Consider the following 12,363-nt stretch of genomic DNA (forward strand, 5'->3'; position numbering starts at 1 on the left):
GGGCGGGCAACGGGCGCAGATCTTGTGGTGCCGGGCCGATGCCCCCGGACCGCCCTGCACGCCCGCCCGGTGGTCACGCTCCTCAGTTGTCGTGCCCGGTGGGGCCGGCATCTCCCTCGGGGTGTTCCTCGACCTCCTCGTGCGGAGCCCCCTCCTGTTCCTCGCCCTCGTCGCCGTGCATCAGCTCCTCGATGTCATGGGGGATGTCTGCCCGGCTGAACTTCTTCTGCTCGTCCTCGTCATGCAGGAAGGCGATGATCGCCGCCAGTTCCTCGCCGTCCAGATCGATCTGGCTTCCCAGCTCCTCTTCCTGCATCGCCACCATCGCCGCCGCGCCCCGCCACATCCGGGCGGCGAACTCGAAGGCGTTCATGGTCTCGTCCATGTATTCGGCGGCAAATTCAGGCGCATCCACGCCGCCGATGCCGTTGACGGAATGGCACACCACACAGCCCTTGGCGGCAAACAGCTTGCGGCCCTTTTCCGGGTCGAAGGAAGGAATGACCAGCCCGTTCTCCAGAAGGAACCCCGACCGCGACATCTGGTCGGAAATCTGCGGCTCGTGGGTCTCTCCGTCGCTCGCATAGGCTGCACTGCCGGCAAGGGCAGCGGCAAGAACGGCACCGGTCAGACCTGAACGATTGAACATGGCGGCCTCCATCAAGGGATTGTTTCGACGAGAGACGGCCGGATCCCCAACCCCTCCGGCCCGGCCGTTCCCGGTTTCGAGCCTACCCCCGTCCCACCGGCAGGACCATCACGGATTGCTCACATTCCCGTTATCGCTCCCGGCGATTGCCAAGCCCGCCGCATCCCCTATGCTGAAGCCCGAGAAAACGCGCCACGGGGCACGTCAAGGAGGCGGAATTGAGCGGCACGGTCCACCTGGTGAAACTCTGCGTCGGCATCGAGTCGGTGGAACATCTCGAATCCCACCGGGCCGAAATGCGCCGCCGGAACGGCGACGCGCCGGTGCGCCACGTCACCCGCATGTGGCCGAAACGCAGCGCCGAACTGCTGGCCGGAGGCTCGCTCTACTGGGTCATCCGCGGCGCCATCCTGTGCCGCCAGCGCATCCTGCGCCTGGAAGAGGTGACTGGTCAGGACGGCATCCGCCGCTGCGGCATCATCCTCGACCCGAAGGTCCACCGCACCCAGGCCGCCTCGCGCCGTCCCTTCCAGGGCTGGCGCTATCTTGCAGCGGAAGACGCCCCGCCCGACCTGCCCGAAAGCCGCGACCGCGACGATCCGATCCCGGAACGGCTGAACCGCGCCCTGGCCGAAATCGGCGTGCTCTGACCCCGCCCCCTTCCTCTTGCCAAAAATACTCCCGCCGGAGGCACCGCGCCGCAGGCGCGGTTCGCATCTGCTCGGGGCCGCAGGCGCGGTTCACATCTGCTCGGGGCCGCAGGCGCGGTTCACATCCGTTCGAGGCCGCGGGCCCGGTTCGGTCACCGCTGCGCCTCCAGCCGCGCCGTCAGCGCCGCCATCACCTGCTGCTCGGCCTCTCCCCACCGGGCCACAAGACTGCGCCACAGCGTCGCCTGGCTGCGCAGGATCAGCCCGTCCGAAAGGATCTTCAGGTGATTGGCCCGCAAGGTCTCGCCGGTCGAGGTGATGTCGGCAATCGCCTCGGCGGTCTCGTTCTTCACCGTGCCCTCGGTCGCCCCCTGGCTGTCCACCAGCGCGAAATCGGCCACCCCGCCCGCGACCAGAAACTCGCGCACCAGCCGATGATACTTGGTGGCAATCCGCAGCCGGTGCCCGTGCCGGGCCCGAAACGCCGCCGCCACCGCATCGAGATCGTCCAGCACGTCCACATCGACCCAGGCCCGCGGCACCGCGATCACCAGATCCGCCCGCCCGAAGCCCAGCGGCGCCACCTCTTCCACCTGGGCCTTCCACAGCGGCAGCTTCTCGCGCACCAGATCGGTGCCGGTCACCCCCAGATGCAGCCGCCCCGCCGCCAGCTCGCGCGGGATCTCGCCCGCCGACAGCAACACCAGAGAAACCCCGTCGATCCCCTCCACCGCACCGGCATATTCCCGGTCCGATCCTGTCCGGCTCAGCCGCACGCCCCGCGCCGCGAACCAGTCGAAGGTCCTGTCCATCAGCCGCCCCTTGGACGGCACGCCCAGCTTGAGACTCACCCCCGGCCCTCCGCAAGCTCCAGCATCAGCCCCGGGCGGATCACGCCCCCCACCGCCGGGATCTCGGCCCCTCCGCCCAGCCGCCGCGTCAGCGCGTCATAGCGCCCGCCGGTGGCGATCGGAGGCAGATCCGGCCGATCCCCGGCATAGAAGCCGAACACGAACCCGTCGTAGTATTCCATCGTGGTGCGCCCGTAACTGGCCTCGAAGTCGAGGCGTTCCACCGCGACCCCATGGCGGGACAACGCCTCCAGCCGCGCCGACAGACGCTCCACAGCCGGACCGATCGGCGGCAGATCCGCCGCCAGATCCCGCAGCCGCTCCAGCGCCCGCGGCGCGCGGTCGCGCACCGCCAGCAACCGCTCCAGCGCCGCCACCTCGCGTTCCGAAATCGGCGGGGCGGCGGCATCTGCACGCAACGCCGCGATCCGCGCCTCGATCTCGTCCCGTCCGCGCCGCCCGATCAGCGGAGCCATCCCGACCAGAGGATCCCCCGCCGCCAGCAACGCCGCCCGTGCCGGCGGCACCGGAACGCGCCCGGCAAAACGCTCCAGCAGCGCCCGGAACCGGCGCGGATGCCAGATGTGGCGCAAAAGCGCCGCCTTGCGCATGGGCGTGGTCTCCAGCCCCTCCACCGCCGCCATCAGCAGACCGATATCGCCGGTCGCCGCCCGCAGCTCCAGCCCCTCCAGCGCCCGCGCGATCAGGGCGAACACCTCCGCATCCGCCCCGGCCGCGCCCTCGCGCGCGAACAGCTCGTAGCCCACCTGCACATATTCGCTGGGCCGGTCGGGGTCGTGCTCCTGCCGCCGGAAGACCTCGCCCGCATAGGTATAGCGGGCCGGCTCGGCCCCATGCGCCATGTGCATCTGCACCACCGGCACGGTGAAGTCGGGGCGCAGCATCTGCTCGCCCCTGAGCGCATCCGAAGTCACATAGGCCCGCCCGCGGATGTCCTCGCCGTAAAGGTCCAGAAGCGTCTCGGCCGGTTGCAGAATCGCCGCCTCCACGGGCCGGGCACCGGCCGCCTCGAACTGCGCCCGCAACCGGGCGGCCAGGGCCCGCTCCTCGACCCGCCTGTCGGCTCCGCCCGGCATCAGCCCTGCCCGATCCCGTGCGCGGCCAGAAGCTTGCGCAACCTTGCGACCAGCTCACCGCGCGGCACCTCGAACTGGCTCGGCCGTTCCTTCCATTCCTCCAGCGTCGCGGTTTCGGCGATCTTCGCTCCGAGGATCAGATCCTTCACCTGAACCACCCCGCGCGCCTTCTCGTCGCCACCCTCGATCACCGCGGCCGGGCTGCGGCGGCGATCGGCATATTTCAGCTGGTTGCCGAAATTCTTCGGGTTGCCCAGATAAAGCTCGGCCCGGATGCCGGCGTTGCGCAGCTCGGCCACCAGCCCCAGGTAATCCGCCATCCGGTCGCGATCCATCACCGTCACCACCACCGGACCATGCGCCTCCGTGCCGACGCGGCCCTTGGCGCGCAGCGCCGCCAGCAGCCGGTCCACCCCGATCGAGATGCCCGTGGCCGGCACCGCCTGCCCGGTGAAGCGCCTGACCAGATCGTCGTAGCGCCCGCCCCCCGCCACCGAGCCGAACTGCCGCTTGCGGCCCTTCTCGTCGAAAATCTCGAAGGTCAGCTCGGCCTCGTAGACGGGGCCGGTGTAATAGCCCAGACCCCGCACCACCGACGGGTCGATCACCACCCGGTCGGCCCCGTAACCGCCGGCCTCCAGCAGCGCCGAGATCTGCTCCAGCTCGTCCACCCCGAGCCCGCCCGTGGAGCTGCCCGCGACCAGCTCGCGCAGCCGCGCCAGCGTCGCCGCACCGTCCGCCCGCCGGGCCTCGACAAAGCCCATCACGATCCCGGCCTGCTCCTCCGATAGCCCCGCCCCGCGGGTGAAATCGCCGCTGTCATCCTTGCGCCCCTCGCCCAGAAGCGCCCGCACTCCGTCCGTTCCCAGCCGGTCGAGCTTGTCTACGGCGCGCAGCACGATGCCGCGCTCGCGCTCCATGCGCGCAGGATCGTCCGGGTCCAGAATCCCGGCAACCTCCATCACCCCGTTCAGAACCTTGCGGTTGTTGATGCGGATCAGATAGTCGCCGCGGGCAATGCCCACCGCCTCGAGCGCATCCGCCAGCATGGCGCAGATCTCGGCATCGGCAGCCATGCTCGCCGCCCCCACCGTATCGGCATCACACTGGTAGAACTGCCGGAAACGCCCCGGTCCCGGCTTCTCGTTGCGCCACACCGGCCCCATGGCATAACGCCGATAGGGCGTGGGCAGATCATTGCGGAACTGGGCATAGACCCGCGCCAGCGGCGCCGTCAGGTCATAACGCAACGCCAGCCAGCCGCCATCCTCCTCCTGCCAGGCGAAGACACCCTCGTTGGGGCGGTCCACATCGGGCAGGAACTTGCCCAGCGCCTCGACCGTCTCCACCGCGCTGGTCTCGAGCGCCTCGAAACCATAGCGATGATAGACCCCGGCAATGGTCCGCAGCATCTCGGCCCGCTGCGTCACCTCGGCGCCGAAATAATCGCGAAACCCCTTCGGCGTCTCGGCCCTGGGGCGGGGCTGCTTCTTCTTCCTGGCCATGCGGATCTGTCCCGGTCGCTGCACTCGCGGCGCGGTCTAGCCCAAGCACCCGCGCGGAGCAAGGCACTGCCGCCCCGCCCCCCTCTTCCTCTTGCCCCAAATACTCCCGCCGGAGGCACGCGCGCCGCAAGGCGCGCCAGCAAAAACCTTGGCCCGGAACGGGCCGCCGCCGCGCAGCACCGTCAGATGTCCGAAAAATCCCCCGACCGGCCGCGGCCGGCAACGAAGCGGGCAGCCCCCGCACGCCCCTCGGCGGCAAAGACCGCAACCGATTCCCACTCGCGCCGCAGCGCCGCGGCCAGCTCTGCCGGCGGCAGCCGCGAAGACAGGTGATCGGCGCGCAAACAGGCCTGCGGAAGACGCGCCAGATCGCGGGCCAGAGCCTCGGCCATGGCGCGCGCCTGCCCGCGCGGGCAGACCCGGTCGGCAAAGCCCATCTCGCGCGCCTCGGCCGCGTCGATCCCGCGCCCGGTCAGGATCAGGTCGCTGGCCCGACCCTGCCCCAGGATCCGCGGCAGCCGAACCGTGCCGCCATCGATCAGCGGCACGCCCCAGCGGCGGCAGAACACCCCCGCCACCGCGCCCTCGGCCATCACCCGCAGATCGCACCAGGCGGCAAGCTCCATGCCGCCGGCAACCGCGTGGCCCTCGATCGCCGCAATCACCGGCTTCGACAGCATCAAGCGCGTCGGCCCCATCGGACCGGGAAGGGGCTGCGCCACCGGATCGGCCCAGCCGGGCGGAATCGCCAGCTCCTCAAGCCAGTCGTCACCGGCCCCCGACGCCGCCGCCCCAAGATCGAACCCGGCGCAGAAGCTGCCCCCCGCCCCGGTCAGCACCGCCGCCCGCGCATCCGCATCGGCCTCGAAATCGAGAAAGGCGCGAAACAGCGCCCGCGCCGTGTCCGGGTCCACCGCATTGCGCCGCCGGGGGCGGTCGATGGTGATCACCGTCACCCCTTCGCCGGTTTCGACCCTGACCGTCATGTGCTATCCCTCTTCTCCCGACCCCGAGAGTGGCGCCAGGCCACGGCACAAGGCAAGCCCGGATCCCGGCAACATCGCCTCCGGCCTGCCGAGCCGCGCGCGCCGAGGACAAGGAACCGAGCCGATGCAGAATCTGGAAGAGCAGATCGCCCACCTCACCCGCGCCGTGGACGACCTCAGCGACATCGTCACCCGCCAGCAGGCCGAGATCGACCGGCTGTCCCGCCATGTCCGGATGCTGATGGAGCGCGAGGCCGAACGCGAGGCGGCGCAAAGCGGCGGCGTGATCCTGGGCGACGAGCGCCCGCCGCACTGGTAAGGCCCGACCGACGCCAGGCCGTTTCCCGCATGATCCCGAAACGGCCGGCGGCAGGTGCCCCCGGCGGCGGGGCGGCTTCAGACAAACCCGCGCCAGCGCAGCAGCGCAAGAAGCAGCCCCGCCAAGAGCAGCATGTTGAAGGCCAGCCCCCCCAGCACACCCAGCCACCAGCCCCGGCGCCGCTCGGCCAGGTCCATGGCGTCGAGATGACCGCGAAGCTCGGCTGCCGCCCGTGCCAGCGCCGCGTGATCCAGCGTCAGGCGCAGTTTCGGATGGCGGGCGAGCGGCTCGGCCTCGGCCAGCCGGGCCGCCCGTGCCCGGATGCGGCGGGGCAGCCGGTGCCGCGCCCGCGCCAGCACGGCCCGCAGCGTCGGCCCCCGCACGCCCAGACGCGCCCGCATGAGATCGGCAAGCTCGGCAATCTCCTCTCCGGTTCGCTCGGGGGGGCGCATGCGCATGGCCTCCTGTACCTCCTGTTCGCCAGTTCGCGATGCCTCGACCGGGGGCATCTTCCCGCCGCGAAGCAGATTGTCCAGCCGGATGATGGGCGACCGACCGTCGCGCCCGCGCCCCACCCCTACACCCCGCGCCGGACCCGTGCTAGCGTCCGCGCGAACAGAGTCGAAGAACGGAGACGCAGATGCCCCTGACCCTGAAGGAATTGCTGGATGCCGCCAACGCGGTGGTGGAACGGATCGATGGCGAAAAGGCGCAGGAGCTGGTGGCGCAGGGCGCGCTGCTGCTTGATATCCGCGATGCGCCCGAGCTGGAAAAGGCCGGCCGCGCCATCGGCGCCCATCACATTCCGCGGGGGATGCTGGAGTTTCGCGCCGATCCGGCCTCGCCCTATCACGACCCGGAGATGCGCCCTGACCGGCCCGTGGTGCTGCACTGCGCCAGCGGCGGGCGGGCGGCGCTGGCCGGGAAGCTGCTGAAGGACATGGGGTACAGGGAGGTCTACAATCTCGGCGGGCTGAAGGACTGGACCGGCGACAAGATCGAGGGGATGGATCCGGGCATGTGACCGGACAGGCGATCGGAACGGCGGCGGGACGGGCGCGGGCGCTCGCGCAGGAGCGGGCCGGGTGCGCCCTGCCCTGCGGGCAGGTCTCGCGGCGGGCAGAAGGTCACGATTCGGCGTTCAGCCAGGCGCGCACCGCCGCTTCGAATGCGCGCGGGCGCTCGGCGTGCAGCCAGTGCCCGGCGCCGGGGATCTTCGCGAAACGCGCGGCCGGAAAGCGCGCCCGGATCACGGGGCGGTGCTCGGGGCGCACATAGTCGGACTGCGCCCCGGACAGGAACAGCGCCGGCCCGGGCCAGGTTGCGTCGGTGTCGGGAAAGGACATGATCTTCGGCATCTCGGCCTCGAGCGCATCGAGATTGAGTCTCCAGCGCCGCCCCGGAATGTCCAGCGACTGGGTGAAGAAGCTTTGCAGCGCGCGCTCGACTCCGTGAGCGGCCAGCTGCGCCTCGGCGTCCGAGCGACGTTCAACCTTGGACAGATCCACCGCCCGCATGGCCTGGATGAGGGGCATCTGGGAGTGAGCGTAGCGCACCGGCGCGATGTCGGCCACGATCAGCCGGCGCAACATCTGGGGGTGGCGCAGGGCCAGCATCATCGCCGCCTTGCCGCCCATGGAATGGCCCAGCAGGTCGGCCCTCCCGCCATGCGCCTCGATCACCTCGGCCAGGTCGTCGGCCATGGCGGGGTAGTCGTGGACCGGGCTCCACGGGCTGTGGCCGTGATTGCGCATGTCCACCGCGATGACCTGGCGCTGGTCCGAGAGGCGCCGGGAGACCACGCCCCAGTTCCGGCCCGAGCCGAACAGGCCGTGGGCGATGACCAGGGGCGGGCGGTCGGTGGCGGTTCCGTGGGTGATGCGATTCAGCATGGGTTGCCGAATATCCGGGCCGGGCGGCAGGGTCCAGTGCCGCGGAGGAATGGCGCGATGCGGGAGGGGGCGCTGCCCCCTCTGGCGCGCGGCGCCATTCACCCCCGGGATATTTGCCGGCCAGAAAAGACCGGGCCGCTTGCCCCCGGTGGGCGGGCGGATTACAGCGGGGGCGGTTTTCAGCGGAGGGTCGGAATGGCGAGCGAGAGGCCTCAGCCGGTTTTCGTTCTGGTGCGCCCGCAGATGGGCGAGAATATCGGGGCGGCGGCGCGGGCGATGTGGAATTTCGGGCTGCAGCGGATGCGCCTGGTTGCCCCGCGCGACGGCTGGCCGAACCCGCGCGCGGTGGCCATGGCCAGCGGCGCCGGGCGGCTGCTGGGCGAGGCGCCTATTTCCGAGGACCTGGCTTGCGCGGTGGGCGACTGCAGCTGGGTTCTGGCCACCACGGCGCGGGGGCGCGATCTGACCAAGCCGGTTCTGAGTCCTGAGCGCGCCATGCGGCTGGCGGCCGATCGGATTGCCGCCGGCGAGCGGGTCGCGGTCCTGTTCGGGCCCGAGCGGACCGGGTTGGAGAATGACGATATCGTCCGGGCCAATGCCATCGTTACGGTGCCGGTCAACCCGGAGTTTCCATCGCTCAACCTTGCGCAATGCGTGTTGCTGATGGCCTATGAGTGGCAGCGCCAGCGGGTGCAGGTGGTGCACGAGGTGGACATGCCGGGCCGCCATGACTGGGCCAGCGCCCTCGAGGTCGAGAAGCTTGCCGAGCATTACGAGGCGCGCCTGGAGGAGGCCGGGTTCTTCTTTCCCGAGGCCAAGGCCGCCAGCATGAAGCTGAGCCTGCGCAACCTGTGGAGCCGGATGCGCCTGACCCGGGCCGATGTGCAGATGCTGCACGGGATCATGCGGCAGATGGTGCGCTGGAAGGAGCGCGGGAGAGAAGCTGAACGGGATTGAGTCTGGACAGAGCATCGGCTCTGGACAGCATTGGGTCTGGACGGGGGCCGGCGGCCTGCCTAGCCTGCGGCGAACAGCTATGAGCGAGGGGCAGATGAGCGGAAAACGCAGCATCTTCGAGGAAGTTTCCGAAACCGGCGACGCGGCACGGGAGGCAAGGCCGGGTCTGATCGACCGCGGGCGCGGCGGCGCGCGGCGTGGCGTGCGGGTCTGGCTGGTGATCCTGTTCGTGATGGTGGCGGCGATGATCGCGCTGGGCGGATTGACCCGGCTGACCGAGAGCGGCCTGTCGATCACCGAGTGGCGCCCCGTCACCGGCGCCCTGCCGCCGATGAACGAGGCCGACTGGCAGGCCGAATTCGAGCGCTACAAGCAGATCGACCAGTTCCGCCTTGAAAACAGCTGGATGCAGCTTTCGGATTTCAAGGAGATCTACTGGTGGGAATGGACCCATCGTCAGCTGGGCCGGCTGGTCGGGCTGGTCTGGGCGGCGGGATTCCTCGGCTTTCTTCTGGCCCGGAAGATCCCCCCCGGCTGGACCGGGCGGATGCTGGTGCCGGGGTTTCTGGGCGGGCTTCAGGGCGCCGTGGGCTGGTGGATGGTGTCGTCGGGGGTGACCCAGGGCGAGGGCATGACCTCGGTCGCATCCTACCGGCTGGCCATTCACCTGGCGCTGGCCTTCATCATTCTCGGCGTCATCGCGTGGTACGTGTTCCTGCTGGGCCGGAGCGAGCATGACCTGCTGCAGGCACGCCGGGCGAAGGAAGAGCGGCTTTCCCGGGTGGCGACCGGGTGGATGCATTTCGCCTTTCTGCAGGTAATCCTCGGCGCGCTGGTCGCCGGGATCGACGCCGGCCGGACCTATACCGACTGGCCGTGGATGGCCGGGCAGTTCCTGCCGCCCGAGCCGTTCGAGATCACGCCGATGTGGCGCAACTTCTTCGAGACCGCCTCGCTGGTGCAGTTCATGCACCGGATGGCGGGTTATGCACTGCTGGGCTGGGGGATTTTTGCCTGGGTGCGGGGGCGGAGCTCGGCCCATGCCGCGACACGGTCCGCCTTCACGGAGGCCCTGGCCGCGCTTGTGGTGCAGGTGACTCTGGGCATCGTCACGGTGCTCAATGCCGCGCCGCTGCAGATCGCGATCGTGCATCAGCTGATGGCGGTGGCGGTGTGGGTACTGATCCTGCGGGCACGGTTCCAGACCCTCTATCCGGTGGTCTCGTCGATCCGGGAGGCACGCGCATGAATGCCTTCGACGCGCTGATGGAATTCCAGCGCACCACCGAGGCGCTGGCGCAGATCGCCGGGCGGCTGGGCTGGGATCAGGAGACGGTGATGCCGCGCGGCGCCGCCGCCCAGCGGGGCGAGGAGATGGCAGCCATCGAGGCGGTGCTGCATGCCCGCCGCGCGGATCCGCGCGTGGGCGAATGGCTGGAGGCGGCCGCGCCCTCCGATGCCGCCGGGGCGGCGCAGCTGCGCGAGATCCGCCGGGCGTGGGAGCGGGCGAACAAGGTGCCCGCCGACCTGGCCAGCCGTATCGCGCAGGTGACCTCCGAGGCGCAGGGGAAATGGGCGCGCGCCCGCGCCGAGGAGGATTTCCCCGCCTTCAGGCCGGTGCTGGAAGAGGTGGTCGCGCTCAAGCGCGAGGAAGGCGCGGCACTGGCGCAGGGTGGCGATATCTATGACGCGCTGCTGGCCGATTACGAACCCGGCATGACCGGCGCAGCGGTGGCCGGGCTTTTCGACGCCATGCGACCGCGGCTGGTGGCGCTCAGGGCGGAGATTCTGGCGCGTCCCGAACCGGCCGGCCTGTCGGGGCAGTTCGACGAACAGGCGCAGATGCGGCTGGCACGCCGGCTGGCACGGGTGTTCGGCTATGACATGAATCGCGGCCGGCTGGACAAGGCGGTGCACCCTTTCAGCTCCGGCAGCGGTGCGGATGTGCGCATCACCACCCGCACCGACCCGGCCGACCCGTTCAACTGCATTTATTCCACCATCCACGAAACCGGCCATGCCGCCTATGAACAGAATGTCGATCCGGGCCTGGCGCTGACCCCGCTGGGCCGGGGGGCCTCGATGGGCGTGCATGAAAGCCAGAGCCGCCTCTACGAGAACCAGCTGGGGCGGTCGCGGGCCTTCACCGGCTGGCTGTTCGGGCAGATGCGCGAAGCGTTCGGCGATATCGGCGTGCAGGATGCCGACGCCTTCCACGCGGCAGTGAACCGGGTGCATCGGGGCCATATCCGCACCGAGGCCGACGAGGTGCAGTACAACCTGCACATCTTCCTGCGTTTCGACCTGGAGCGCGCGCTGATGGCCGGCGATCTGCAGGTCGCCGATCTGGAGGCCGCCTGGAACGACCGCTTCCGCGCCGATTTCGGGCACGAGGTGGACAGGCCCTCCAACGGCTGCCTTCAGGACGTGCACTGGTCGGTGGGGCTGTTCGGCTATTTCCCCACCTATGCGCTGGGCAACATCTATGCCGGCTGCCTTCACGATGCCCTGCGCCGGGCGGTTCCCGATCTCGACAACCAGCTTGCGGCCGGTGACCTGTCGGGGGCAAGCGCGTGGTTGCGCGAGAATCTGCAACGTTTCGGCAAGCTCTACGCGCCGCGCGAGACGATCGAGAAGGCCTGCGGCATGGCCCCGTCCGAAGCGCCGCTGCTGGATTACCTGGAAGAGAAATTCGGGGCGCTCTACGGATTGTGACCCGGGAAGGCCGCGATGCGAACCGGCCCGCCGTGATCTGCGCGCCGGGCTGGATTCCTTGTTTTTCGGGCGCGTGTCAGGCGGCCACGCCCTGCCCCGATCGCCCGCCGCGGGCATCAAGCGAATACTTCCCCGGCCCGCTCAGCGCCAGCGCCAGATAACCCCCGGCAAGGCCGAGATTCTTGAAGAAGATCGTCATCTGCAACTGGTCCGCCGGATTCAGGTGATAGAGCACTGCCGTCGCAAGGCTGAACGCGCCAAGCGCCAGCGCGACCCAGACGGTGCGCCAGCCAACCGCAAGCGCCAGACCGCCGAGCAGCTCGAAAGCGATCACCGGCCAGGCCAGGAAGGCCGGCACGCCGCCCGAGGCCATGTAGGCGGCAAAGCCCTGCACGTTGCCCAGCTTGCCCAGCCCGGCAACGATGAACAGAACCGCCAGCAGAATGCGGGCGGCCAGAAGTCCAGTATCCTTGAAGTTGTCCATTTCGGTGGTTCCCTTCCTTGTTGCGTTTCCCGGGGATCAGAATAGTCCCTTTCGAAAAGCGAACAATTCCAGCGAACCAACATGTTCTGTGCGCCAGCGCACCACAAGACGCCGAACCGGGGGCCTGTGCGACCGGCCCGACGGAGGAGAATGGCGGGTTTTCGCCGATGGCGCGGAATGTGGCACGATCCCGTCCCCCCGCCGGATCCGCGCCACATTCGCGCCGCAAGTTTCATGTCGGATCGGGCACGGGTGAGG

14 protein-coding genes are annotated in these 12,363 nt (G+C 69.7%); 6 read left to right on the forward strand and 8 right to left on the reverse strand.

All coding sequences use genetic code 11. The annotated features are described in order from the left end of the window. Positions 1-82: 82 nt before the first annotated feature. Positions 83-649, reverse strand: coding sequence for a c-type cytochrome (locus ACZ5CM_RS11260; RefSeq protein WP_464638776.1), 567 nt, complete (start codon positions 647-649; stop codon positions 83-85). A gap of 218 nt (positions 650-867) precedes the next feature. Between ACZ5CM_RS11260 and ACZ5CM_RS11265 the strand changes: the two genes are divergently transcribed. Further along, positions 868-1,299 carry a DUF1489 family protein gene (locus tag ACZ5CM_RS11265; RefSeq protein ID WP_464638778.1) on the forward strand — a complete coding sequence of 144 codons (432 nt, stop codon included), beginning with the start codon at positions 868-870 and terminating at the stop codon, positions 1,297-1,299. Between the two features lie 152 nt (positions 1,300-1,451). On the opposite strand, the gene hisG is transcribed toward ACZ5CM_RS11265, so the two are convergent. From hisG to ACZ5CM_RS11285, 4 genes are all read right to left on the reverse strand, one after another. Continuing rightward, a complete protein-coding gene (gene hisG / locus ACZ5CM_RS11270) occupies positions 1,452-2,150 on the reverse strand; it encodes an ATP phosphoribosyltransferase (protein ID WP_464638780.1) in 699 nt (232 codons plus the stop codon). Then, complete coding sequence (locus tag ACZ5CM_RS11275; protein ID WP_464638782.1) at positions 2,147-3,247, reverse strand: ATP phosphoribosyltransferase regulatory subunit; 1,101 nt, start codon at positions 3,245-3,247, stop codon at positions 2,147-2,149. The genes hisG and ACZ5CM_RS11275 overlap by 4 nt, the downstream gene beginning before the upstream one ends. Then, complete coding sequence (gene hisS / locus ACZ5CM_RS11280) at positions 3,247-4,752, reverse strand: histidine--tRNA ligase (RefSeq protein WP_464638784.1); 1,506 nt, start codon at positions 4,750-4,752, stop codon at positions 3,247-3,249. Before hisS ends, ACZ5CM_RS11275 begins: the two co-directional genes overlap by 1 nt. Positions 4,753-4,934: 182 nt before the next feature. After that, positions 4,935-5,738 carry a crotonase/enoyl-CoA hydratase family protein gene (locus ACZ5CM_RS11285; protein WP_464638786.1) on the reverse strand — a complete coding sequence of 268 codons (804 nt, stop codon included), beginning with the start codon at positions 5,736-5,738 and terminating at the stop codon, positions 4,935-4,937. 124 nt (positions 5,739-5,862) lie between these two features. On the opposite strand from ACZ5CM_RS11285, the gene ACZ5CM_RS11290 reads away from it, so the two are divergent. Further along, a complete protein-coding gene (locus tag ACZ5CM_RS11290) occupies positions 5,863-6,057 on the forward strand; it encodes a SlyX family protein (protein ID WP_464638788.1) in 195 nt (64 codons plus the stop codon). A gap of 77 nt (positions 6,058-6,134) precedes the next feature. Here the strand turns inward: ACZ5CM_RS11290 and ACZ5CM_RS11295 are convergent, their stop codons facing one another. Beyond that, positions 6,135-6,515: a hypothetical protein gene (locus ACZ5CM_RS11295; RefSeq protein WP_464638790.1), complete on the reverse strand. Its 381-nt coding sequence runs from the start codon at positions 6,513-6,515 to the stop codon at positions 6,135-6,137. 182 nt (positions 6,516-6,697) lie between these two features. Between ACZ5CM_RS11295 and ACZ5CM_RS11300 the strand changes: the two genes are divergently transcribed. After that, entirely contained in the window at positions 6,698-7,081 is a 384-nt protein-coding gene (locus tag ACZ5CM_RS11300) for a rhodanese-like domain-containing protein (RefSeq protein ID WP_464638792.1), read from the forward strand. Positions 7,082-7,184: 103 nt separating this feature from the next. On the opposite strand, the gene ACZ5CM_RS11305 is transcribed toward ACZ5CM_RS11300, so the two are convergent. Beyond that, on the reverse strand, positions 7,185-7,949 hold the full coding sequence (locus tag ACZ5CM_RS11305; protein WP_464638794.1) for an alpha/beta fold hydrolase: 765 nt from the start codon (positions 7,947-7,949) through the stop codon (positions 7,185-7,187). A 195-nt stretch (positions 7,950-8,144) separates the two neighbouring features. Between ACZ5CM_RS11305 and ACZ5CM_RS11310 the strand changes: the two genes are divergently transcribed. The 3 genes from ACZ5CM_RS11310 to ACZ5CM_RS11320 all read left to right on the forward strand — a co-directional run bounded on the left by ACZ5CM_RS11310 (position 8,145) and on the right by ACZ5CM_RS11320 (position 11,621). Beyond that, complete coding sequence (locus ACZ5CM_RS11310; RefSeq protein ID WP_464638796.1) at positions 8,145-8,906, forward strand: RNA methyltransferase; 762 nt, start codon at positions 8,145-8,147, stop codon at positions 8,904-8,906. Between the two features lie 94 nt (positions 8,907-9,000). Further along, positions 9,001-10,155 carry a heme A synthase gene (ctaA, locus tag ACZ5CM_RS11315; RefSeq protein ID WP_464638798.1) on the forward strand — a complete coding sequence of 385 codons (1,155 nt, stop codon included), beginning with the start codon at positions 9,001-9,003 and terminating at the stop codon, positions 10,153-10,155. Further along, positions 10,152-11,621 (forward strand): carboxypeptidase M32, encoded by a 1,470-nt coding sequence (locus ACZ5CM_RS11320; RefSeq protein ID WP_464638800.1) that lies wholly within the window; start codon positions 10,152-10,154, stop codon positions 11,619-11,621. The genes ctaA and ACZ5CM_RS11320 overlap by 4 nt, the downstream gene beginning before the upstream one ends. Positions 11,622-11,697: 76 nt before the next feature. On the opposite strand, the gene ACZ5CM_RS11325 is transcribed toward ACZ5CM_RS11320, so the two are convergent. Further along, positions 11,698-12,105: a DoxX family protein gene (locus ACZ5CM_RS11325; protein WP_464638802.1), complete on the reverse strand. Its 408-nt coding sequence runs from the start codon at positions 12,103-12,105 to the stop codon at positions 11,698-11,700. Positions 12,106-12,363 lie beyond the last annotated feature (258 nt).

It is taken from the genome of Piezobacter thermophilus, assembly GCF_055386745.1.